30 protein-coding genes and 1 pseudogene are annotated in these 22,184 nt (G+C 27.2%); all 31 read left to right on the forward strand.

Features of this window, described 5'->3' with window-relative positions; genetic code table 11:
* Positions 1–14: 14 nt before the first annotated feature.
* Positions 15–863: a coiled-coil domain-containing protein gene (locus tag CWO85_RS00780; RefSeq protein ID WP_121463806.1), complete on the forward strand. Its 849-nt coding sequence runs from the start codon at positions 15–17 to the stop codon at positions 861–863.
* Positions 863–1,228 carry an SVM family protein gene (locus CWO85_RS00785; RefSeq protein ID WP_121463807.1) on the forward strand — a complete coding sequence of 122 codons (366 nt, stop codon included), beginning with the start codon at positions 863–865 and terminating at the stop codon, positions 1,226–1,228. The genes CWO85_RS00780 and CWO85_RS00785 overlap by 1 nt, the downstream gene beginning before the upstream one ends.
* A 185-nt stretch (positions 1,229–1,413) precedes the next feature.
* Entirely contained in the window at positions 1,414–1,800 is a 387-nt protein-coding gene (locus tag CWO85_RS00790) for an SVM family protein (protein ID WP_121463808.1), read from the forward strand.
* A 174-nt stretch (positions 1,801–1,974) separates the two neighbouring features.
* Positions 1,975–2,343 carry an SVM family protein gene (locus CWO85_RS00795; protein ID WP_121463809.1) on the forward strand — a complete coding sequence of 123 codons (369 nt, stop codon included), beginning with the start codon at positions 1,975–1,977 and terminating at the stop codon, positions 2,341–2,343.
* Between the two features lie 231 nt (positions 2,344–2,574).
* The gene (locus tag CWO85_RS00800; protein WP_121463810.1) at positions 2,575–3,867 is read left to right on the forward strand and encodes a hypothetical protein; all 1,293 of its coding nucleotides are present in this window, start codon (positions 2,575–2,577) and stop codon (positions 3,865–3,867) included.
* Between the two features lie 77 nt (positions 3,868–3,944).
* Positions 3,945–4,151 (forward strand): hypothetical protein, encoded by a 207-nt coding sequence (locus CWO85_RS00805; RefSeq protein ID WP_121463811.1) that lies wholly within the window; start codon positions 3,945–3,947, stop codon positions 4,149–4,151.
* On the forward strand, positions 4,135–4,374 hold the full coding sequence (locus CWO85_RS00810; protein ID WP_121463812.1) for a hypothetical protein: 240 nt from the start codon (positions 4,135–4,137) through the stop codon (positions 4,372–4,374). Before CWO85_RS00805 ends, CWO85_RS00810 begins: the two co-directional genes overlap by 17 nt.
* Before the next feature lie 2 nt (positions 4,375–4,376).
* Positions 4,377–5,006 carry a YqaJ viral recombinase family nuclease gene (locus CWO85_RS00815; RefSeq protein WP_121463813.1) on the forward strand — a complete coding sequence of 210 codons (630 nt, stop codon included), beginning with the start codon at positions 4,377–4,379 and terminating at the stop codon, positions 5,004–5,006.
* 75 nt (positions 5,007–5,081) lie between these two features.
* Positions 5,082–5,714, forward strand: coding sequence for a dTMP kinase (gene tmk / locus CWO85_RS00820; RefSeq protein ID WP_121463814.1), 633 nt, complete (start codon positions 5,082–5,084; stop codon positions 5,712–5,714).
* On the forward strand, positions 5,698–5,847 hold the full coding sequence (locus tag CWO85_RS03695; protein ID WP_201736601.1) for a hypothetical protein: 150 nt from the start codon (positions 5,698–5,700) through the stop codon (positions 5,845–5,847). Before tmk (CWO85_RS00820) ends, CWO85_RS03695 begins: the two co-directional genes overlap by 17 nt.
* A gap of 36 nt (positions 5,848–5,883) precedes the next feature.
* Positions 5,884–6,507 (forward strand): hypothetical protein, encoded by a 624-nt coding sequence (locus CWO85_RS00825; RefSeq protein WP_121463815.1) that lies wholly within the window; start codon positions 5,884–5,886, stop codon positions 6,505–6,507.
* Position 6,508: 1 nt separating this feature from the next.
* Positions 6,509–7,501 (forward strand): annotated as a pseudogene (locus CWO85_RS00830) (DnaB-like helicase C-terminal domain-containing protein); the annotation flags it as partial.
* Positions 7,502–7,543: 42 nt separating this feature from the next.
* Positions 7,544–8,146 carry a sigma-70 family RNA polymerase sigma factor gene (locus tag CWO85_RS00835; RefSeq protein ID WP_121463816.1) on the forward strand — a complete coding sequence of 201 codons (603 nt, stop codon included), beginning with the start codon at positions 7,544–7,546 and terminating at the stop codon, positions 8,144–8,146.
* Positions 8,147–8,378: 232 nt separating this feature from the next.
* Complete coding sequence (locus tag CWO85_RS00840; RefSeq protein WP_121463817.1) at positions 8,379–8,711, forward strand: single-stranded DNA-binding protein; 333 nt, start codon at positions 8,379–8,381, stop codon at positions 8,709–8,711.
* A 273-nt stretch (positions 8,712–8,984) separates the two neighbouring features.
* Entirely contained in the window at positions 8,985–9,254 is a 270-nt protein-coding gene (locus CWO85_RS00845; protein WP_121463818.1) for a DUF2963 domain-containing protein, read from the forward strand.
* Positions 9,238–9,486, forward strand: a complete 249-nt coding sequence (locus tag CWO85_RS03700; protein WP_201736622.1) for a hypothetical protein — start codon at positions 9,238–9,240, stop codon at positions 9,484–9,486. Before CWO85_RS00845 ends, CWO85_RS03700 begins: the two co-directional genes overlap by 17 nt.
* 198 nt (positions 9,487–9,684) lie before the next feature.
* Entirely contained in the window at positions 9,685–9,975 is a 291-nt protein-coding gene (locus CWO85_RS00855) for an HU family DNA-binding protein (protein WP_121463819.1), read from the forward strand.
* A 32-nt stretch (positions 9,976–10,007) separates the two neighbouring features.
* Positions 10,008–10,286, forward strand: a complete 279-nt coding sequence (locus CWO85_RS00860; RefSeq protein WP_121463820.1) for a hypothetical protein — start codon at positions 10,008–10,010, stop codon at positions 10,284–10,286.
* A gap of 1 nt (position 10,287) precedes the next feature.
* Positions 10,288–10,905 (forward strand): hypothetical protein, encoded by a 618-nt coding sequence (locus CWO85_RS00865; RefSeq protein WP_121463821.1) that lies wholly within the window; start codon positions 10,288–10,290, stop codon positions 10,903–10,905.
* Between the two features lie 60 nt (positions 10,906–10,965).
* Complete coding sequence (locus CWO85_RS00870; protein WP_121463822.1) at positions 10,966–12,168, forward strand: AAA family ATPase; 1,203 nt, start codon at positions 10,966–10,968, stop codon at positions 12,166–12,168.
* A complete protein-coding gene (locus CWO85_RS00875; RefSeq protein WP_121463823.1) occupies positions 12,168–13,790 on the forward strand; it encodes a coiled-coil domain-containing protein in 1,623 nt (540 codons plus the stop codon). Before CWO85_RS00870 ends, CWO85_RS00875 begins: the two co-directional genes overlap by 1 nt.
* A 122-nt stretch (positions 13,791–13,912) precedes the next feature.
* Complete coding sequence (locus CWO85_RS00880) at positions 13,913–14,746, forward strand: coiled-coil domain-containing protein (RefSeq protein WP_121463824.1); 834 nt, start codon at positions 13,913–13,915, stop codon at positions 14,744–14,746.
* A gap of 23 nt (positions 14,747–14,769) precedes the next feature.
* Positions 14,770–15,108, forward strand: a complete 339-nt coding sequence (locus CWO85_RS00885) for an SVM family protein (RefSeq protein ID WP_121463825.1) — start codon at positions 14,770–14,772, stop codon at positions 15,106–15,108.
* Between the two features lie 722 nt (positions 15,109–15,830).
* Positions 15,831–16,661, forward strand: a complete 831-nt coding sequence (locus CWO85_RS03835; RefSeq protein WP_320410446.1) for a hypothetical protein — start codon at positions 15,831–15,833, stop codon at positions 16,659–16,661.
* Between the two features lie 281 nt (positions 16,662–16,942).
* Complete coding sequence (locus tag CWO85_RS00900; RefSeq protein ID WP_121463827.1) at positions 16,943–17,197, forward strand: hypothetical protein; 255 nt, start codon at positions 16,943–16,945, stop codon at positions 17,195–17,197.
* 2 nt (positions 17,198–17,199) lie between these two features.
* A complete protein-coding gene (locus tag CWO85_RS00905) occupies positions 17,200–17,841 on the forward strand; it encodes a YqaJ viral recombinase family nuclease (protein WP_121463828.1) in 642 nt (213 codons plus the stop codon).
* Positions 17,842–17,918: 77 nt separating this feature from the next.
* On the forward strand, positions 17,919–18,557 hold the full coding sequence (gene tmk / locus CWO85_RS00910; protein WP_121463829.1) for a dTMP kinase: 639 nt from the start codon (positions 17,919–17,921) through the stop codon (positions 18,555–18,557).
* Positions 18,541–18,690 (forward strand): hypothetical protein, encoded by a 150-nt coding sequence (locus CWO85_RS03705; protein WP_201736602.1) that lies wholly within the window; start codon positions 18,541–18,543, stop codon positions 18,688–18,690. Before tmk (CWO85_RS00910) ends, CWO85_RS03705 begins: the two co-directional genes overlap by 17 nt.
* 37 nt (positions 18,691–18,727) lie before the next feature.
* The gene (locus CWO85_RS00915) at positions 18,728–19,351 is read left to right on the forward strand and encodes a hypothetical protein (RefSeq protein ID WP_121463830.1); all 624 of its coding nucleotides are present in this window, start codon (positions 18,728–18,730) and stop codon (positions 19,349–19,351) included.
* A gap of 1 nt (position 19,352) precedes the next feature.
* On the forward strand, positions 19,353–20,846 hold the full coding sequence (locus CWO85_RS00920; protein ID WP_121463831.1) for a replicative DNA helicase: 1,494 nt from the start codon (positions 19,353–19,355) through the stop codon (positions 20,844–20,846).
* An 11-nt stretch (positions 20,847–20,857) separates the two neighbouring features.
* Positions 20,858–22,183 carry a toprim domain-containing protein gene (locus tag CWO85_RS00925; protein WP_121463832.1) on the forward strand — a complete coding sequence of 442 codons (1,326 nt, stop codon included), beginning with the start codon at positions 20,858–20,860 and terminating at the stop codon, positions 22,181–22,183.
* Position 22,184: the final 1 nt, after the last annotated feature.

Consider the following 22,184-nt stretch of genomic DNA (forward strand, 5'->3'; position numbering starts at 1 on the left):
AAGGTAAATAAGTTATGAAACAACCCAACTTTTTTCAAAAACATTTAGTAACTATTATTATCATTTTACTTTTTGGAATAGCAATTATCATAGGCATTCACCAAGGATTTAATGATTATCAAAACAAAAAAAATTCTTTTTCTCCTTTAGGACAAACTCCAGAAAAAGATTCCTTAGAACCTGAAACCACCCCAACTCCTTCCAGATCTAAACGCTCTACGGAAAAACCACCCCAACCGAAAATTAAAACCACTGCTGCTCGTTTAGAACAAATTAAAACTTATCTTTTTACCGAACCTACTGACACTTCTAAATTACCATCAGATCTATCAGCAAGAGAACAAGAAGAAATCAATAAACTAAAAAATAGTTGGCAATTATCATTGAATTTATTAAAAGAAGAAAAAGATGCCATTAGCAAAGAACAAAAAACATGTGACGAACACCAATCTCACTTAAATTCTATTCAACTTCAAATAGAAAATTTAAAACAACCACAACAACAACTAGAACACCAACGCGACGAAAAAAACCAAGAACTTAATAGATTAAAAATTAATAGAAAACAAAACGAAGCTGAAATCAAAAAACTTCAAGATGAAGTGCAAGAAATAGTTGAAAAAATCGGCAAAATAAAAGTTAACATTAATAAATTAAAAGCAAGGCAAAAATATTATCAAGATATGTTATCTAGCGCTGAAAACTACAAAAGAATTTTAGAAGAAAGATATGAAGATGCAGAAACAGTATATAGAAATTCAATCTTACAATCCCTCAACTCTCTCTATGAAATCACCTCAACTGATCTCTCTATGAAATCACCTCAACTGAGGGATAAAAAAATTAAAGGAGTTATAAATTAATGTTTAAATTAAAAAAACAATTATACTTATTTAAAATAGTTTTATTCATTTGTTTAGGATTATTATTTGTTATTAACAACAATAATAATCAAGTTATGGCGATGGAAAATAGTAAAACTATACAAGAACAAAAGGAAGAAAGAATAAGAAAAAATCACGAATTAGTTCAAAATAAAATCATTATTATAAACGAAAATCTTGAAAAAAGAGAACAATTAGAAAAACAAATAGAAGAATTAAAATCACAACCAAAAAACAAAAAAACAAATAAAGAAATAGCCAATTTGGAGAAAGAGATTATAAATTGTACACACTTTATTGGTTTTCATAGAAATCAAATTAAAATGATAAGAAGATATGGTTGATTATAAGCTAATTTAATAGAAAATAAACTTGAAGGTACCCGAAGGGTTAAAAACAAGGTTTATTTGAAGGATTGAATAGAGATTATTTACAAGAAACCAAATCAACCCCCTTATTATCCTCCCTCAACTCCCTCTATGAAATCACACCAATTGAGGGATAAAAAAATTAAAGGAGTTATAAATTAATGTTTAAATTAAAAAAACAATTATACTTATTTAAAATAGTTTTATTCGTTTTTTTAGGATTTTTATTTGTTATAAATAACAATAATTATCAAATTATGGCGATGGATGATAATAGTTCTTCATCACAAAATAATAATTACATTTTAAATAATTCTTGTGATTTTTTTTTAGAAACGCAATCAGTTTTTATTAATGAACGAAATTGGCAACTCGCTGGAGAATGGAAAAAAGTAGTTTTAGAGATGCAAAATATGAATAAAAATATCAATCCAGAATTATATCAAAAGTTATTTGCCTTATCGATGAAATTGGGTTCATTAATTCAAATTACAGAACAACAAGGAAAATTAATTTATGAATTAAAAGAAATTAGAAAAAAATTATAACCTCAATAAACATGAGACAAAATCCACAAGATTTATTAAAACAAGAAGAAGAAAAACACGTTAAATTCCATGACTTAGATAAACAATTTTTTTCAATTAAATAAATATTATAAATAATAATTTTGCAAAAAAAAGCAATTAGAAGAATAAATAAATAAGGAGTTATAAGTTAAAATGATGCAAATAAAAAATAAATTACATCTTTTACCATTATTTTTAATGAGTTTTTTAGGATTATTCGCTTTCATCAATATTAATCCAGTTATGGCAACGGATCCAAAACTTCCAGAAACTAGTAGCAGGCAACCTGTTAATCAGAACTTTACTATTGAAGAAAACATAATTAATTTAAAACAGAAAATTTATGATAATGCAACCAAAATAACAAACATAGATAAAGAATTACAAGGAAGTATCACTGATAATCAAAAAGAAAATCTCTTAAAATTAAAAGAAAATTACAAACAATTAATTGATAATCAAAAAGAACAATTAAAAACTTATAAAAACCTTTTAAACAATTTAAATGATGAAAATAACTAAAAATATTATCAACATAAAAATTATCTTTTTTATAAAAAAACCCCTTTCCAAAAGGGGTTTTTTTATTTAACCATACTTACTCATCCAAATAACAAGACTTCTTTAAACAAGAGTCTTTTTTTTATCCCTTTTTACCATTTGTCAGGCAAAAAAAAATTAAAAAAGAATTAGGAGGTTATTAAATAATGTCTAAAGTAATTAAAATTCCCTGTATCTAAAAAATTAATAATTATGTTATTAATTATTAATTTCAATTTTGTCCTTTCCATCAATGCTCATTCTTCTTTTTTTCATAATCAAAACGAAACCAAAATTAAATTAGCGGATTACCAAACCCTCCAACAAGAATGGTTAACCTTCCAACCTAAAATGAAAAGGTATGATATCAGCGTTTTATCCAAAGAAAGTATCCCTGAAATCCTAAAATATTTCAACATTGAATTTGATGAACGTGATTTACCAGAACCTGCCTACAATGATTATGCCGAAGGTTACTTCTGGTGGTTCCTAAAAGATCCTCCTTCAGGACTATTGGGTGTCTATTTTAAACCCCGCTCTAATCCCTTTAATATTAAATATCCTGCTGCAGACAAAAAACACACCTTAGAAGACCTTTTAAAATACGAAATCGCTATCGAAGAAGCTTTCGTATTTTGGGATGCTCAACAAAAAACTCAGGAAGAAAAGTGCAATGTGCAATTAATCAACATCAATCTCTTTGTTGATCAAAGTAAAGAAGAAGCGATTAATAATTACTTAATCCAACAGAAAATCATCCAAAAACCCAAACTAATTAAATTAGGTTGTTATAACCCCACTCCTAACACTGGTTTGGTTGTTCCTTTCCCTTTAGGTGGATTTCTAAGTTTTGAATTTGAGGCTATTTATTTCGATGATGGAATTCGCCTCCTCCCCCAACTAACTTATACCATTGAAGATTTGCTGAAATTATCAAATGGTGCTAAAAATGTTTATCTTTTCACTTTTAGCACCCAAAAAAGAATTAAAAGCATCGAATTACCTGATGCTATTGATCCTTACCAAGCCATTCGAACATGGAAAAGAGATAATAATTTATTTGATTATGAAGGTGAATTTATACGCCAAACTGATAGCATGAAAGTGGTATTGTCAGCATCTCCAAATAGAAAAGAGACTATATCGTGTGAACTTCTCCAACTTAAAAATATTTTTGAAACCGAAAAGGAAAAATTTATTATTTCTTGTAAAGATGAAAAAGTAAAATTGCGTATTTTCAATAATTATAGTTCTGAATATATTAATTGGTTAAGGCAATGTTATATTAAACCTGGCATTTATTATACAGGCGACGAAGTCCGAGATAAATTTGGACGTTTTTGCAAAACCATTTATGATGAAAATGGTAACACCCATTATTATCAATATGTTTCGGGATTTTTCTTTGATAATTGGTATATTGACGGCAATGAATGCGCTCGCACATATTACCATTTTTTAGATACTACACCACCACCCAAAAAACCAGATATCCTCGATTCTTAATTAAAATATCATCCAAAGACCCTTCACAAGGATCTTTTTTATTACCCAATACTTAAAAAAGAAAGGAACCATTAAATATGTTCATTAAAAAAATATTACCATCTTTATCCATTAACATCATTATCTCTATTTTATTAACACCTTTAATTTTTATTAATTATTTAATCAAATTCTATCTTTTTACTTACCAATTAAGCATCCAAAGATTAAAGAAAGGTATCGTAGTTAGATTTTATCAATATCTAACCACTATTAAAACTAATAATCATGTGGAACCGCATTAATACTTGGTTAACAAAATTAAATAATTGGTTTGTTGCTATAAGTAATTGTTTTTTTAATAATCAAAACCAATGGCTTAATTTAGTTTTATTAACCATTATTTTATTATTTTTACCTCATCTCTTATGTTTAATTGATTTTCTTTTTAAATTTTTACATTATATAATTAAATTTATTTATTATTTAGGCCAATATATCATCTCATTATTTAAGAAAGAAAAATAACCATGCAAATCACATTATCCCAACGCACCAAAGAATGGTACCAACATCGAAAAAAATATATTAACGCTTCCGAAATCGGCAGTATCACAGGTAATGATAAATTCCGTTCTTTAGAACAATTAGTCCATGACAAACTCTTTGACACTACTTTCACAAGCAACAAATACACCGAACACGGAAATAAAACCGAACCAATCGCTCGCGCTTTCTTTGAAAAAACAACTCAATTAACTTATCCTGATACCATCTTTACGGATGACAAAGAAAAAATTTTTTCTGCCTCACTTGATGATTATAATGCTAAAACCAACACTCTCTTAGAAATTAAATGTCCTTATGTGGATGAAAACAATAACATCTCCTCCACTTGGAATGGCTTCTTTTTCCACCAAGAAGTCCCTATTAACTACTGGGCTCAAGTTCAATGTCAATTATATTGCAGTCAAACTAAATTTGCTTATTTTTTAGTTTATTTTAATGATAATGATTATCATGTAGTTAGAATTTACTTAGATAATAATTTTATTACCAAAATGATTCAAGATAGCAAACGATATTTAGAACTTTTATCAAAAACTAAACAAGAATTATCACAAACAACTTATTTAAAACGATTAAGTAAATTTAAATAATAATTAAAAAACCCTAAGACCTTCAAATCGAAGGTCTTTTTTTATACCCAAAATCTAAATTAAAAGGAGAAAAAAATGAAATTAATAGTTTTTGAAGGCTTAGATGGCAGTGGTAAAACAACTTTAATTCAAAAAATTAGAAAACAATTAGAAAAACAAGGTCAAGAAGTAATTACTCTACAAGGGTTAGGAAGTTCCTCCATCGGCCAACCTCTTCGTGATATCTTTTTAACTAATGCCCAATTAAAACCATTAACTCGCTATTTATTGAGTTTTGCTAATATGCAACAAATCCAAGAAGAGGAAATAAAACCACATTTAGAAACTAATAAAATCATTTTAATAGATAGATGGTTAGGTTCTAACTTTGCCTATCAAGCTTATCCTCGCAACATTGATAAAAATTATCAGCTTTTTAATTTACTTAATAAACAATTTATTAAACCAGATATGACTGTTTATCTCAAAATCAAACCACAATTAGGTTTAGAACGCAAACAAAACCAAAAAGATCATAAATTAGACGTCATAGAAACTCATCCTTTATCATACTTTCGCCAAGTAAGCCAAGGATATGAATTATTCTTAGAAATAAAAAACCTCGGCCACAAATTAATCTTAAAAGAGATGAATAGCAAAACAACATTAACTAACCAAAATCAAATAATCAAACAAATAGGAGCACTATCAAATGGCGATCATAACTAAAAAAATCTGCCAAAATGGCAATACTTACATCTATTTTTCTAATGGAAAAATCAAAACCATTCATAAAGATGGCATCATTACCTGGAAAACAAAAAGAATTTTTAAAACTAAAAAAACCAACAAAAGACCTTAATTTAAAGGTTTTTTTATTTAAAGAAAGGAATATCAAATGTTAAATAACCAAGATTTTTTTAATATTCAACAATTTAATACTAATATCCAAACTGTGGAAATCTTAAAATGTTTTTTTAAAAAAACTACCTTTAATCTTTCTGTTGACAAGTATATGAAAACCAATTACCAACAATTAAACCATTATTTTAACCAAAATAACATCAACTCTCAAAGTCAAAAAGTCATTTGTGGTAAAATCAATGAATATTTAATTTTATTATACTTAAACAATAAAGGAATCACTAATTTATACCCTCAAGTAAATTTATTTTTTATCCCTGACATTAAATTTGATTTAGTTTTATTTACTAAAAAGAAAAGAATCATCGCTTTTAATTTTAAAACATGTCTTCGTGAACGCTATAAACAAGCCATGATAGAGGCCCAACAACTCAAAAAATTAGATACTCGTTTTGAGTTTTATTTATTAATCAACAACGAACCAGAAACTCAAAGACTAAACAATAAAATCAACCAAGGAAAAATCCAAGGCATTAATCAAGTAATTAACTTATTTTCCAATTCAGCCAACAATTTCTTACAAAACTTAATTACCCGTCAATTCATCCCTTTTTCTAACATCAACATCATTAAAAAAATAAAAAAGGAGTTAATATAAAATGTTAACCAACGAACAAAAAGCGTTAAAACAAATCATTTCCTATATGAACCAAAATAAAGCTGAACAATTAAGTTTTTATTTTCAGCTCATTGATCCACAATCTTTTTTAGATAAACAACATACAAAAATCTTTCAGGCCTTAAAATATTTAACTTTAGGAAAAATAACTAATCATCCCTTTGATAAAATAAAGTCTCAAAATGAGATAATCGAAGAATTACTCACCTATCTTCAAACCTATTTCCCCCAAGATAACTTTACTAAAGAATCATTATCTTTTTTAAGTGATGATTTTAGTAAGGAAAATAACCTTAATTTCTTAGATAACTTAAAACATACCTATACCCAAGAAAAACTGTTCCGACAACTCTTAAAAATTATTAGTCCTTCTTTTGAAAATAAAGATCCTTATCATAAGGATCTATACTATCAAGAAATCTTTGAAAAATTAAGAAAATTTATGTCCTTTATACCTCATTCCTCCGATAAGACTTTGTTAACTTTAAATCAAATGGTCTCTTATCATCCTGAATTTTTTGAAACTGATAATCAATCAAAACAAAAAATTCAAGAAGAATATTACCGTTTATCAGAAACTTTCCGAGGTTTAAATCAAGCCACAAAAGGATTTAAAAAAGGCCAAATTATCACCATTGGGGGCTATACAGGTTTAGGAAAAACCACTTTTGTTTACAACCTTCTTTTAGATATCACTAAAACCAAACACCAAGAAACTCATCATCATCCTCATCTCTTAGTTTTTTCTTATGAAATGACCTTAGAAGAAAATTTAAGTCGATTATTAGCCCACCAAACTCAAATTCCTCTAGATGTTATTTTAGATAAAAATTTGAAAGATTTAAACATCACACTACTCAAATACACGGAAAGGATTGAACTGTTCCAAAACTTTAGACACTTTTTATTTTTTAAAAATTCTTTAAGGCTAACTATTAAGTTAGTCTTTTTTTCTTTTCAAAGACTAAAAAATAATTTCCTATCTTTTCTAAAAATATTTTTAGAAAGGAATTAAATGTTAAGAGAAAAATTATTTAAAGATTTTTTAAAAAGTAAAAAGAATTTAGAAATGCGTAATCAATTAATCGATTTACATTTGCCCTTAGTAAAAAAACTAGTTTCTAAATTTAAATATTACCCATGCGTACTTCAAAAAGATGATTTATACCAAGAAGGGGTTTTAGGATTAATCAAGGCTTTAGATAATTATGTAGATTTAGGTTATGACTTTATCGCTTATGCGACACCAACTATCAAATCAGAAATCAGAGAATTAATAAGAAAAAGTCATTCACCTTCCGTTCCTCAAAAGATTCATAAAACCAATAACCCTTCTTTTCAAGAAGAAAAACATATATGGCATTATCAAATCCTTAACCCTCATCAATTATGGTTAAAACAAATTCATCATGAAATTTTTTTAAAGAAGCTAAAAACCAAATTAAGTAAAAAGGATTTTAACGTCATTAGATTAAATTTTGGAATTCCTTTAGGAAATATCAACGAAGATTATCAACCTAGTTATTCTAATCACGAAATATCCCAAATACTAAATTTAACCTTAAGACAAGTAGAAAATATTAAAAACATTGCTATCAAAAAATTAAAAAAACGTTAACCTTTCTCGTCCGTAATGACTTTAAACTAGTTATTCAAAACAATAAAAAAATAAAAACCAGATTACTTTCAAAGTAATCTTTTTTTGTATCAAAGCCCAACATAAAATTTTTGAAACAACAGTAATAAACGATTCCAACATCAACAAATCAGATAGTCTTAAATACATTTGTTTTCAAAAATTTTATCTATAAATAAATAAAAAATATATCAAAAAGAAGGAAAAATAAAATATGTTAAATAAAGTTCAATTAATTGGTCGTATCACTCATGATCTTGACAAACAATATCTTAAGGTTAACAATGAACAAGTCCCTAAAATAGATTTTCAATTAGCGGTTAACCAAAACAAAGACAAAGTACAATATATTCCTTGTGTGGTTTTTAGAACCCAAGCTGACAACATGAAAAAATACTTACATAAAGGATCTAAAATTTATCTAGAAGGGACATTATCTGTCCAAAAATACACCAACAACGAAGGTCAAAAGAAAACAAATACAAAAGTAATCGTACATAATGTCATCTTTTTAGACAATAAACCTCAAGAAACTTTACCTTTTTAAAACAATAAATTCATAAAACTCAATAATAATCAAATAAACTTAATAAAGACCTGAGCGTTAACTCAGGTCTTTTATTTTAAATCATTTAATTATTTTTAGTCAAAAAAATCTAAAAAATAATTAATGCAATTTAAAATTAAAATTAAAAAATTTATGATTTTTGATATATTAATAATTTATACATTTAACAAAAACCATCCAGTTCAAAAGTAATAGGTGATAAAAGAAAAAAATTTTTTTTATTATTTAAAAAAAAGGAGTTAATAAGGTCAAATGACTAAAAAAATAACATATCTAGCCGACGGCAAATATATTCATCATTATATTCACGAATTTAATGACAAAGGTCAAAAAATTAAAGAAATAACATATCAACCCGACGGCGAAACTATTCATTATATTTCCGAATTTAATGACAAAGGTCAAATGATTAAAGAAATATTTTATTGTATCGACGGCGAAACTATTGATTGTATTGAAGAATTTAATGACAAAGGTCGAATAATTAAAAAAATAATATATCGATATGAAAACAAAAATTAATTATTTTGATAATATCATTTGTTTATTGATGGGGATGATAATCGCCATTTTCGTATATATTCAATTTATAGAAAAAACACCTGCTAATTCTAATATAGAAAATATACCTTCAAATTCTAATTTCCAAGAACCGATTACTATTTTCAAAGATAAAATTATTGAAAAAGAGATTATTAAAGAAATTGAAAAACCTGTTATTCAAGACCAAGACATTAAAAGGTTCAAATTTTAGAAAAACTATAAAAAAATAAAAACAACAACTACCCATAATCTCACCAATAAAAACATCAATCAAGAAATCATTATTAAAAATTATGAGTAGAATTAAAATTTTTACCATCGTTTCACATCATTAAATTTTAAGCGAAACTCTATTTTAATTTAAATAACAATAATTTTCAAAAAAAATCAAAAAAGGAGAAACCCAAAAATGACTAAAAAAGAATTAATTAAAAAAATCGCTTTATCCAACAAAACTTCTGCAACTAAAACAGAAGAATTTTATAACTCATTTGAGAACGCTCTAATTGAAGCTATCACATCCAACGAAGAAGTAATTTTATCCCCTCAAATTGGTAAATTCAAATTAAAAGCAAGAAAAGCATATGTAGGTAAAAACCCCAAAACAGGAAAAAAACTAGAAATACCTGCGAAAACCGTTGTCTCTTTCAAATTATCTAAAACCATTAAAGATAAAGTAAAAGATTTAACATTAGAATAAACCCATATCAACCAACAAAGGAGAAATTAAATATGAATAAAATCATTAAGAAAAAAACAAAACCCAATAATCACGAAACAAACCAAAACCAAGAAATAAAAACAATGACTAACCCCAAACAAGAAAATATAACTATTATCCCAATAAAAAAACGCAATTTATTAAAAAAAATAGCTTACATAACGATCATTTTACATTTTATTTTACAAGTCATTATTATTTACTACGATAATAAAATTCCCTGGTTAACAACAGGAATTAATAATTCTCTTGAATTGATTAAATCTCTCATCCTAGGAGGAACTAAATAATATGAATAAAAACATAAAAAACAAAAATAAAATATTAACTATTATCACAATTATTATCGCTATCTTTTTCACTACCGCATCCATTTTCGCTTTAACTAATTACTTTTCTAAACAAAGAAAAGAAAAAATTCAATTAATGAACAATCTTCCTTTTTTCACTATTGAACGAACTAAAGGAAATAACGAGGATAAAATTCTTATACCTCTTCCTATACCAAACTTCAAACCAAGCAAATATCAACATTTAATCGAAATGGAACATAAAGCTGTACTTAACACAAATGGAATAGAAATTGACGGTCCTTTATATTTAAAAATAACTTCTTCATATGATACTAAAACAACTTTTGAAAATCCGACAAATTTTTTTAATTTATCAATGAAAGTTAATAATAATGAATATGATGAATCTCAACGTCCTTTAATGGCTTTAAAAGAAGGAAATGGAACTATAACAATCCAAATCGGTATCGAACAAAAAGAAATTATTAAAGAAACTATCGATGGAAAAAAACCTGAATTAGACTTAATTTTTGATTACGAATTAGTTGATTCTAAAGGCAATTCTTTCAGTGGCGGCAATCAAACTATTAAAACCTCAATTGTTCAAACAGCTTAATTGATTAATAAAGACCAAGTTTTTCTTGGTCTTTTTTTTATGAGAAAGGAAAATAACCGAATGAAAAAGCAAATCGAACAAAAACCACTTTCAAAACATTTAATGATAACCATCATTATCTTATTTTTTTGTTTTTCTCTAGGAACTTATGTTTGGATTCATCACCAAACTTTAATCGAAACAGAAAAACAAATAACAGAGCATCAACAAGTAATCAAAACACTTCAAAAGCAAAATGTAGATGTAACCAAAAAAATAGAACAACAAAATGTAGATATAACCAAAAAAATAGAACAACAAAATAAGCAAGAATCACAAACTTTATTAGAAAACCGATCCTCTGCAATATCAAACTTTGAAGAAGATAAAAATCAATTCCAACCTACTAATCCCCAAAAATTTCCAACTTTTGATAAATTAATTGGGTTTAAACAAGAATTAAAAGCAGTCAAAGGTTTTATTGATTATCTTAAAAATCAAGAAAACTATCAAGGTATTGGTGACGTGGAACCTCCATTAGGTATCTTGTTATACGGAGTTCCAGGAACAGGAAAAACAACTTTAGCAAGAGCCTTAGCCAAAGAAACCAAACTCCCATTCTTTGAAGTAAGTAGCTCTTTATTTTCACAAAAATATAAAGGCTTAGCTCCGCAAATGGTTAAAGATTTATTTGAAGCAGCTAGACGCGAAGTAGACAAAAACAATGGCGCCATTATCTTTTTAGATGAATGCGAAACTATTTTTACAGATTTAGGTACCTTAGAAGCAGGGTCTGAAATTGCCAATGTGGTTAACCAATTCAAAACTGAAATGACATCATTTGAAAACAACCCTGAAAAACCTATTTTCATTATCGGCGCGACCAACCACGAGGACCAAATCGATGAAGCCATCAAATCAAGATTCACTTACAACATCGAAGTAAAACCTGGTAACAAAGCTGAACGTCAACAATTTTTAGAATTCTTAATCAAAAGAAGAAAAAACCCTTATAGCGACGAAGCTAAAAAATACTTATTTGAAGTGATTAATGAAGCTTTAGAAAGATTACCACATCATCAACAATTCTTAAAAGCTAATCGTACTTTAGAAAATATTTTAAAAACAACAGTAATCGTCTTCGCTCAAAATAGAGGAACTGGCGAAAATAAAAGAAATGAAATCAATCAAGAAGATTTAAAACAAGCTTATCAAATGATCGTTTCCCAAAACACCGAAATATTAGATCAAATCGAAAATCAAAAGAAAGGCGAAACTAAATAATGTTATCACCACTAGATTTATTTAAAGGTTTTATTAACTTTAGAGCCTATTATACTTGGGCCATTACGGCCATCTCTATTTTTAGTATTTTCTTTTTCTTCAAAAGAAAATACGACAACACACATAACAACTACAGCACTACTTGGAAAGGCTATTTAGTTTATTTTTTAATTATTTTATTTCTTTTTAGTTTTATTTATTTATCTTTTTTCAAAACACCACCATCATCTAAATATGTCGGTCAATTAATTGGTGAAATTGATAAAGCAATTGACAAATACGATGAAACCATTAATAACTACAAAGGCCTTAAATCCGAATGGGAAGGTGAATTAAAAAAATGTGAAGATGAATTAAAAGAATTATATAAAGCCAAAGAAATAACCCAAGAACAAAAAGAAAAAATAAAAGAAATCTTAGGTAAAAACGAAGGAAAAATTAAAGAACTAAAAGAACAATTAAAAGATAATACAGGTAATATCGCTATCCTAAAAGGTAAACTTTTACAATTAGAACAAGACAAAGAAGCCAAAGAAAAAGAAATTAAACAAAAACAAGAAGAAGAAAAATTAGCATCCCCCGATGACAAAATAAGATTACAAGCCAAAATCTCTAAATTACAAGACGAACGAAATGAAATAATGGAACAAATAGCACAAGTTTCAACCCAAATCGGCAAATTAGAAGCCGCCCAAAAAAAGTATGAAAATATGCTATCTAACGCTATCAAACTAAAAGAGTCAATACAACGCGATTTTAATGAATTAACATCAGGCGAACAACAACTTTTCACTAAAATCAAAAACGAGGAGGATCGTAGAGCTGAAATTCAAAAAAACATTGATGAAATCGATGTCAAAACAGCAACTATCGAAATAGAAAGAAAACAATTAGAAATTTTACGACAAGGCGCAGACGCATCCAAAATCGCTCTTGATGACTGGGATAAAAAACACGAATTTAGTTTTGGTAACCTTCGAGACGCCCTTTTCCAAGGTGCCGAATTATATATGGATGCTTTTGGTGGGCGCGGTTTCTTAAAAGCAGTAGCAGGCGGAGTTACTAAAAAAGTCGCTGGAACTATTGCCAAAGCGGGTTTAGTGGTCCATGAAACTCATCGAGTAATTAATTTAGCCAAAGATATATTTGTGAATAAAGATGGAACACCTAAAATGATGTCAAAAGAAACTTATGACTCTATTTGTTCTCGTATTGACCGCGAAACAGACAAACTTGATGCCGATTACAAAGACTATAAAAAGAAAAAAGAAGAATATGAAACTCGTCAAGAAACTGTAAATTTAAAGAAAGAAATACAAACAGAGAAAAACCAATTAACTGAATTTAAACAACAAGACGAATCTGTAATCAAAGAATACGAAACCATAACCGAAGATTTAACAAACAAACTAAAAGAAGTTTCAGGAGAAAACGTACAAAAATTAAGACTAAAAGAAAATGATCTCCGCGAACTTTGCAAAACCAAAAACGAAGAAATTGTAAACACAAAAGAAGAACTAAAACAAAAAAATCCTAGTTACGCTCGCGCTCAAAAACGCTACGAAGAAAAACAAAAAGAAAAAAAATATGCTAAATTTTTTCAACCAATTACTAATAAATAATCATTAAATTTAACCTAATAACCTTTTTATTGGATATTTAAAAAATAAAGTTGTATAATAGTGATATATTCATATTTCAATATTTGATAATAATCACTATTATCGGAAAGGAAATGAAATTTATGAATAATAATTTTTTTAAAAAATGTTTAGTAACTATCGCGATTATTTCACTTCTTGGATTGTTATTATTAATTTGTTTTTACCAAGGAACTAATGATATTAAAAAAGAACGAGAATTAGGTAAATCACCATCATTAAAACATGAATTTAATCAATCAACACCTTCAAGATCCAAGCGCGAAACCGAACCTCCAAAACTTAAATTTCAAACAACTCAATCTCATTTCGATCAAGTTAAAGCTTATGTTCTTTCAGAAACTGATGACAAATCTTTATTACCAAATAATCTTTCCCAAGAAGAAAAAATAGAAATTGATAAAATTAGAAAATCTTGGGAACAAATTTTAGGATTTATAAAACAAGATCAAAAAAACATCGATGAATACCAACAAAAATGTGATAATTATAATCACGAAATTAAAGAAATTAAAGATAAATTTCCTTCATTAAAAACTCAACAAACTAATTTACAAAAAAAACACGATGACAAAGTACAAGAAATCAATCAAGTAAAATCACAATTACAAAATAAAAAATCACAACTACAAACTCAAGGAATATCAATTTATAATAATCCTGAAATTGATAAATTACAAGCTGAAATATCTAAATTACAAGACGAACGAAATGAAATAATGGAACAAATAGCACAAGTTTCAACCCAAATCGGCAAATTAGAAGCCGCCCAAAAAAAGTATGAAAATATGCTATCTAACGCTATAAAACTAAGAGATTCATTACAACGAGATTATGATAAATCTCAAAAAGATGATCAAAAACAAACCATCTCCTCCCTTAAATCCCTCTACAACATCACCTCAGACGAGGGATAAAAAAATTAAAGGAGATTTAATTAATGGTTAAATTACAAAATCAATTTAAAATAATAAGTATTTGTTTATTTACTTTTTTAGGATTATTCTTAATTACTAATAATGTTCATCAAATAATGGCTGCACCTAAAAAAAATCATGGAAAAGATATAATTTCATCAAAAGAAGAATCTAAAAAAGATGTAAAAAATTTTTATGAATTACATAATACTCTTGAAAATTATTCAGAAGAAGACAGAAATAAAATTATTCAAATGTTATCAAACCCAGAAATAACAAAAATATTAGAAAAAAAAGCTAAAGAAACCAAAACTCAAGAAAAAGGTTCTTCTTCAAAAAAACCCAATAAGAAACAAAAATAATTTATATAAAATTTTATTATTTATAAAGACCCTTCAGGTCTTTTTTTATTTAACAAATATATATAACTGGTAAGGTAACCAAATAAAACTAGATAATATGTTTCATTAAAATTTTAAATATAACTGTCTCTTAGAAACTATTTCAAAAACCACATTTTTAGGAGGTAATCAATATATGCCAAAATTAACTAAAATACCCTTTATTTAAAAATTCCATAATTATTTTAATTATCATTCTTTTTCATTTATCTTCTCATTCCGTCTCCGCTCATTCTTATTTTCATCGTCAAACTAAATCAAATATAAAACTAGCTGATTGTGAAACTCTTCAACAAGAATGGTTAACATTTCAACCAAAAACAAAAAGATATGATATTAACATTTTTAAAAGTACTGATTCTATAGAAAATAAAAAAAATATTAATTCCTATTTAGCATATTTTAACTGTAATATTGAAATTTTACTTTCTACTCCATCATTTAATAGTTATCAAAATAAGATTTTAATAAACGATTTTAAAAATCCTCCTCAAGGACTTTTAGGCGTCTATTTCAAACCAAGAATAAACCCTTTTAAAAAAGGATATCCTGATGAAAGTTACAAATACACCTTAGAAGACCTCTTAGAATACGAAATTGCTATCGAAGAAGCTTTTGTTTTTTGGGATGTCAATCAAAAACCGCAAGAAGAAAATGTAAATAAAGAATTAATAATAATTAACATGTTTGCAGACCAAAATCAAGAAGAAGCGATTAATCAATATTTAATTGAAAATAACATTATTAAAAAACCAAAAATCATTAAATTAGGTTGTTATAATGCTACTACTAATACTGGTTTGGTTTTGCCATTACCCACCGAAACTTTGAATAGTTTAAAAATTGAAGCTATTTATTTTGATGATGGGATTAGAATTATTGATTCAAATAAACATAATTTAAATGATTTATTAAAACTTTCAAATGGAGCCAAAAACATTTATCTTTTTGCCTTTAATATTCAAAAAAGAAAAGTAGTAATTGAATTACATGACTCTTTAGATCCTTATCAAGCCATTCGTAATTGGAAACGCGAAAATAATCTTTATACTTCCCTTACTTTAATTAAAGAAGGAGAATACGATAAGGAAATAAAAGAAGTTGAAATTGGTTTTGAAGTATCCGCTCCTATAGGTAGTAAAAAATTTAATATTCCTTTTAAAGTTAAAATCGTTTCCCATCTTTTTGAAACTGATAATAATATTTATTTACTTCTTTGTAACGATAGCTCTTTCAAAATTAAATTAGCTAAACAATATCAAACTAATTATATAAATTGGCTAAATCAATGTTACATCAAATACGGTTTTTATTATTCGGGCGATGAAGTCCGTGCTAAATTCGGCCGTAGTAGTAGAATTATTTATGATGAAAACGGCAATCAACATTATTATAAATATATAACTGGTTTTATTTTTGATGATTGGTATATCGATGGTAACGAATGCTCTAAAAGATATTATCAATTTTTAGATACCACATCGCCCCCTACAAAACCACAAGAATTAGATTAAATTTTTAATCACAAACCAAGACCCTCATCAGGGTCTTTTTTTGTTTAACAACGTAAAACCTTGGAAAGGAAAAAAAACTATGTTAATAAAAAAACTCTTTCAATCTTTACCCAGTAATCTCATCTTTTTAATCATTACCTTATTTTCACTTATTCCATTGATAACCATTTATTATGTCATTAAATTCTATCTTTGCACTGTCAAACTAAGTATTCGCCAACTAAAACAAGGAATAGTGGTGCAATTTTATCAATATTTAACCACGAAGAATTCAAATTATCATGTTGAATCTATTTAATACTTGGTTAACTAAGTTAAATAATATTCTTCATAAAATAAGTAGTTATTTTCTTATTTATCAAAATCAATGGTTAAACTTGGGTTTATTAATAATTATTTTATTATTTATCCCTCATTTATTATATTTAATTGATTTTATCATTAAAACTATTTATTACCTTTTCCGTTTATTTTATTATTTAGGTAAATATTTGATATTATTAATTAAAAAAATATTCAAGAAAGAAGAAAAATAAAAATGCAAATTAGTAATTTAAACCAAAGGACGAGAGCGTGGTACCAACACCGCAAAAAATACATCAACGCCTCCGAAATCGCCTCCATTACGGGATTAGATCCCTTTCGTTCCATGGAACAATTAGTCCATGATAAACTCTTTGGCACGACTTTTACTTCCAATCAATATACTCTTCATGGACAAAAAATGGAGCCAATCGCACGTCAATTTTTTATTAACAAGACTAATCTAATTTTTGAAGATACTATTTTTACTGACGATCAGGTTAATCTTTTTTCTGCTTCTTTGGATGGTTACAACGAACAAAACAAAATCGTTTTAGAAATAAAATGTCCTTTTGTGAACGAAAACCAAGCAATATCATCCACTTGGACTCAGTTTTTAACTCATCCTCAACTCGAACATATCCCTCAATACTACTGGGCCCAAGTACAATGCCAACTTTATTGTTCCCAAGCAACATTTGCCTACTTTTTAGTTTATTTTAATGATAATGATTATCATGTAGTCAGAATTTACTTAGACAATAATTTTATTACCAAAATGATTCAAGATAGTCAAAAATACTTAACTCTTTTAACCAAAGCCAAAAACGAATTAGAAAAAACCACTTATTTAAAACAATTAAGCAAAATCAAATAATTAATTCATACTTTTAGACCTTCAAATTGAAGGTCTTTTTTTTATACCCAAATTGAAAATTAAAGGAGAAATCAATCATGAAATTAATCGTTTTCGAAGGACTTGACGGGAGTGGAAAAACTTCTCTTATTCACGCCCTTCAACCCCAATTAAAAACCCCTCATCAACTGTATCAAGGTTTAGGGAGTAGTTCACTTGGGAAGGAAATTAGAGATTTATTTTTAAATTTTCAACAAGTAGATTATATCACTCGTTTTTATTTAAGTCTGGCTAATATGTCTCAAATCCAAGCGGAATTAATTGTTCCTCAATTAAAAAATAACCAATTAATTATCTTAGACCGTTGGTTACCATCTACTTATGCTTATCAATTATTTCCCTTTTCTAAGGAAAAGAAACAACTTTTACCTTTAAAAAAGATCTTTAAGATAAATCATGAAACTATCTTAAAAAAACCTGATTTATTAATTTATTTAGACATTGACCCTCTTATCGGAAGAACCAGAAAGAAAAATCAAAAAAACCATCAAAGAGATCTCATTGAAAGACAATCATTAACTTATTTTCAAAATGTTCGCCAAGGATATGATCATTATATCACTCATTATACTAGTGGAGTTAATAAATTAATTTTAAACGGAAGTGATTCTATCAAATCTAATGTCAAACAAATTATTAAACAAATAGGAGTACTATCAAATGGCGATCATAACTAAAAAGACCTGCCAAAATGGCAATACTTACATCTATTTTTCTAATGGAAAAATCAAAACCATTCATAAAGATGGCATCATTACCTGGAAAACAAAAAGAATTTTTAAAACTAAAAAAACCAACAAAAGACCTTAATTTAAAGGTTTTTTTTATTTAAAGAAAGGAATATCAAATGTTAAATAACCAAGATTTTTTTAATATTCAACAATTTAATACTAATATCCAAACTGTGGAAATCTTAAAATGTTTTTTTAAAAAAACTACCTTTAATCTTTCTGTTGACAAGTATATGAAAACCAATTACCAACAATTAAACCATTATTTTAACCAAAATAACATCAACTCTCAAAGTCAAAAAGTCATTTGTGGTAAAATCAATGAATATTTAATTTTATTATACTTAAACAATAAAGGAATCACTAATTTATACCCTCAAGTAAATTTATTTTTTATCCCTGACATTAAATTTGATTTAGTTTTATTTACTAAAAAGAAAAGAATCATCGCTTTTAATTTTAAAACATGTCTTCGTGAACGCTATAAACAAGCCATGATAGAGGCCCAACAACTCAAAAAATTAGATACTCGTTTTGAGTTTTATTTATTAATCAACAACGAACCAGAAACTCAAAGACTAAACAATAAAATCAACCAAGGAAAAATCCAAGGCATTAATCAAGTAATTAACTTATTTTCCAATTCAGCCAACAATTTCTTACAAAACTTAATTACCCGTCAATTCATCCCTTTTTCTAACATCAACATCATTAAAAAAATAAAAAAGGATTTAATATAAAATGTTAACCAACGAACAAAAAGCGTTAAAACAAATCATTTCCTATATGAACCAAAATAAAGCTGAACAATTAAGTTTTTATTTTCAGCTCATTGATCCACAATCTTTTTTAGATAAACAACATACAAAAATCTTTCAGGCCTTAAAATATTTAACTTTAGGAAAAATAACTAATCATCCCTTTGATAAAATAAAGTCTCAAAATGAGATAATCGAAGAATTACTCACCTATCTTCAAACCTATTTCCCCCAAGATAACTTTACTAAAGAATCATTATCTTTTTTAAGTGATGATTTTAGTAAGGAAAATAACCTTAATTTCTTAGATAACTTAAAACATACCTATACCCAAGAAAAACTGTTCCGACAACTCTTAAAATTTATTAGTCCTTCTTTTGAAAATCAAGATCCTTACACTAAAAACTTATATTACCAAGAAATCTTTGATAAATTAAGAAAATTTATGACTTTGATTCCTCACAAATCAGACCAAACCTTATTAACTTTAAATCAAATGTCCTCTTGTCATCCTGAGTTTTTTAAAACCGATCAACAATCCAAACAAAAAATCCAAGAAGAATATTACCGCTTATCAAAAACTTTCCGAGGCTTAAATCAAGCCACAAAAGGATTTAAAAAAAGTCAAATCATCACCATTGGGGGCTATACTGGATTAGGTAAAACCACTTTTGTCTACAATCTTCTTTTAGATATCGCCAAAACCAAACATCAAGAAACTAAACATTATCCCCATATGTTAGTTTTTTCTTATGAAATGACCTTAGAAGAAAATTTAAGTCGATTATTAGCCCACCAAACTCAAATTCCTCTAGATGTTATTTTAGATAAAAATTTGAAAGATTTAAACATCACACTACTCAAATACACGGAAAGGATGAAACAAGCCAAACAATTTTTTGTTAACATTAATTTATCGTTTAGTTATGACAAAAGTAAAAACATTGATTATATCATTGATTTAGTTTATCGCCTTCATTTAGAAAAAAAAGTTGAAATGATTGTCATCGATCATCTTCAAATTACAAAAGCCACAAATCATTTAGAAAATGACCGTCTAGCCATTGACGAAATTATGACTAAACTCAAACAATTAGCCATGGAATTAAACATCGTTATTATCATTCTCTCACAATTTTCGAGAGATACTTATAGCCATTACCAAGGAAAATCCCCTGAAATCACCGCTTTAAAAGGAAGTGGTGGTATCGAAACCAACTCCGACATCGTCTTAATGATGTCTGAATTCCAACCCAAACTATCCAAAGACCAAGAAAAACCTTTGAATATCTATAATCAAAATTGTAATCAATTATATTTAGCATCAAAAAACAATGAATCTCAAAAAATCATTGAATTATCTATTAAAAAGAATCGAAGTGGTACTAAAAAAAACTTAGTTTATCACTTTGAAATGACCACCCAAACCTTTCAAGAAATAGGTTATATCTTACCTTATCTATTAGAAAATTATTAAGGAATTTATCAATGAATTATCAAGAAAAAATAAAACACATCCAAATTCATTTCCCCATGTCAGTTTTATTAAAAAAATTAAATATCATACCACCAAACTTCAACCCCAAATATCGTTTCCCTTGTCCCATTCATCAAGGAAACAATCCTACTTGTTGTCATTTCACTTCTACTAACAAAATTCATTGTTGGAAATGTGGTCGAGATTACGATCTGATTGATGTTTATATGACTATCCGTCAAATTAAATCTTTTTCTAAAGCGATTCAAAGAATAGAAGGATTTATGAATTCTTTCGAATTTAAAACCTTAATCCAACAAGAAAAAGAAACAACGCAAACAACTACTAACCCTTTTCAACAACCATATCATCCAATTAAACCAAAACAACCAGTTGACGAACAGGAAATTAATATCAAAAAGAAACAATTATTTAAAAAAATCTCACCCTTATTCAACCAAATTAGAGATTATTATCATTATTTATTAACCATTAATCGCAACAACGAAAGCCAACCAGGAATAGAATATTTAACTCAAAAAAGAAAACTCACTGTAGAAACTATTAAAGAATTTAAACTAGGCTATGCCCCATTATCTGATAAACCTTTATCTTTTCGGTTAGTAAATTACTGTCAAAAGAAAAATATTAATATCGATAAATTATTAGAATATGGTTTTATCAAAGAAAAAACTAATCAACAAAGAAAAAAATATTATCATGATACTTTCCATGGTTCAATTATTATCCCCATTGAAAATGGTTATCATCAAACTTTTCATTTTTATCAAAACCATTTTCGCGAAGTTTCTTATTTCCAACCTAAATATAAATCCCTCAATAATTTTAGTCAAACACCTACTTTTCATTTCAGTTATCGTTTTTTTGAAGCATTACCTTTTATTAAACAAACGAAAACCATCATTATTCATGAAGGTTTTTTCGATGTCATTAGTTGTTGGCAAAACAATATTAAAAACGTTGTCGGTCTCATTTGTGTCACTCAACTACTTTCTAAATCACAAATAGAAATTCTAAAAAAAGAAAATATCAAAGTAATTATTGCCTTAGATAATGACGAAACAGGCCGAAAACGAAGCGAAGCCTTAGGAGAACAACTAACCTTACAAGAAATCCCTTATGAAATTAGAAGAATTCTACCCCCTTATGATCAAACTTGTAAAGATGTCGATGATTTAATCGGTCAATACGGAAAAGAAGCATATCAAAAATGTTTTTTAGCTCCATATATTACTTATGAAGAGGCCAAAAAGAAAATCATCGTCGATTTAGCGGTTCATTTCTTTGGCGAAGACAAAGTTGAAGTAATTAATTAAA

Source organism: Candidatus Phytoplasma ziziphi (genome assembly GCF_003640545.1).
GTDB classification, from domain to species: Bacteria; Bacillota_I; Bacilli_A; order Acholeplasmatales; family Acholeplasmataceae; genus Phytoplasma; species Phytoplasma ziziphi.

Bases quoted from the DNA above. Each gene is read 5' to 3' on its own strand.
- CWO85_RS00885 (WP_121463825.1), top strand. From the start codon at position 14,770: ATGGTTAAATTACAAAATCAATTTAAAATAATAAGTATTTGTTTATTT.
- CWO85_RS00855 (WP_121463819.1), top strand. From the start codon at position 9,685: ATGACTAAAAAAGAATTAATTAAAAAAATCGCTTTATCCAACAAAACT.
- CWO85_RS00865 (WP_121463821.1), top strand. From the start codon at position 10,288: ATGAATAAAAACATAAAAAACAAAAATAAAATATTAACTATTATCACA.
- CWO85_RS00925 (WP_121463832.1), top strand. From the start codon at position 20,858: ATGAATTATCAAGAAAAAATAAAACACATCCAAATTCATTTCCCCATG.
- CWO85_RS00920 (WP_121463831.1), top strand. From the start codon at position 19,353: ATGTTAACCAACGAACAAAAAGCGTTAAAACAAATCATTTCCTATATG.
- CWO85_RS00840 (WP_121463817.1), top strand. From the start codon at position 8,379: ATGTTAAATAAAGTTCAATTAATTGGTCGTATCACTCATGATCTTGAC.
- CWO85_RS00875 (WP_121463823.1), top strand. From the start codon at position 12,168: ATGTTATCACCACTAGATTTATTTAAAGGTTTTATTAACTTTAGAGCC.
- CWO85_RS00800 (WP_121463810.1), top strand. From the start codon at position 2,575: ATGTTATTAATTATTAATTTCAATTTTGTCCTTTCCATCAATGCTCAT.
- CWO85_RS03835 (WP_320410446.1), top strand. From the start codon at position 15,831: ATGTTTGCAGACCAAAATCAAGAAGAAGCGATTAATCAATATTTAATT.
- tmk (WP_121463814.1), top strand. From the start codon at position 5,082: ATGAAATTAATAGTTTTTGAAGGCTTAGATGGCAGTGGTAAAACAACT.
- CWO85_RS00810 (WP_121463812.1), top strand. From the start codon at position 4,135: ATGTGGAACCGCATTAATACTTGGTTAACAAAATTAAATAATTGGTTT.
- CWO85_RS00795 (WP_121463809.1), top strand. From the start codon at position 1,975: ATGATGCAAATAAAAAATAAATTACATCTTTTACCATTATTTTTAATG.
- CWO85_RS00785 (WP_121463807.1), top strand. From the start codon at position 863: ATGTTTAAATTAAAAAAACAATTATACTTATTTAAAATAGTTTTATTC.
- CWO85_RS00870 (WP_121463822.1), top strand. From the start codon at position 10,966: ATGAAAAAGCAAATCGAACAAAAACCACTTTCAAAACATTTAATGATA.
- tmk (WP_121463829.1), top strand. From the start codon at position 17,919: ATGAAATTAATCGTTTTCGAAGGACTTGACGGGAGTGGAAAAACTTCT.
- CWO85_RS03700 (WP_201736622.1), top strand. From the start codon at position 9,238: ATGAAAACAAAAATTAATTATTTTGATAATATCATTTGTTTATTGATG.
- CWO85_RS03695 (WP_201736601.1), top strand. From the start codon at position 5,698: ATGGCGATCATAACTAAAAAAATCTGCCAAAATGGCAATACTTACATC.
- CWO85_RS03705 (WP_201736602.1), top strand. From the start codon at position 18,541: ATGGCGATCATAACTAAAAAGACCTGCCAAAATGGCAATACTTACATC.
- CWO85_RS00790 (WP_121463808.1), top strand. From the start codon at position 1,414: ATGTTTAAATTAAAAAAACAATTATACTTATTTAAAATAGTTTTATTC.
- CWO85_RS00860 (WP_121463820.1), top strand. From the start codon at position 10,008: ATGAATAAAATCATTAAGAAAAAAACAAAACCCAATAATCACGAAACA.
- CWO85_RS00835 (WP_121463816.1), top strand. From the start codon at position 7,544: ATGTTAAGAGAAAAATTATTTAAAGATTTTTTAAAAAGTAAAAAGAAT.
- CWO85_RS00815 (WP_121463813.1), top strand. From the start codon at position 4,377: ATGCAAATCACATTATCCCAACGCACCAAAGAATGGTACCAACATCGA.
- CWO85_RS00845 (WP_121463818.1), top strand. From the start codon at position 8,985: ATGACTAAAAAAATAACATATCTAGCCGACGGCAAATATATTCATCAT.
- CWO85_RS00780 (WP_121463806.1), top strand. From the start codon at position 15: ATGAAACAACCCAACTTTTTTCAAAAACATTTAGTAACTATTATTATC.
- CWO85_RS00900 (WP_121463827.1), top strand. From the start codon at position 16,943: ATGTTGAATCTATTTAATACTTGGTTAACTAAGTTAAATAATATTCTT.
- CWO85_RS00805 (WP_121463811.1), top strand. From the start codon at position 3,945: ATGTTCATTAAAAAAATATTACCATCTTTATCCATTAACATCATTATC.
- CWO85_RS00880 (WP_121463824.1), top strand. From the start codon at position 13,913: ATGAATAATAATTTTTTTAAAAAATGTTTAGTAACTATCGCGATTATT.
- CWO85_RS00915 (WP_121463830.1), top strand. From the start codon at position 18,728: ATGTTAAATAACCAAGATTTTTTTAATATTCAACAATTTAATACTAAT.
- CWO85_RS00825 (WP_121463815.1), top strand. From the start codon at position 5,884: ATGTTAAATAACCAAGATTTTTTTAATATTCAACAATTTAATACTAAT.
- CWO85_RS00905 (WP_121463828.1), top strand. From the start codon at position 17,200: ATGCAAATTAGTAATTTAAACCAAAGGACGAGAGCGTGGTACCAACAC.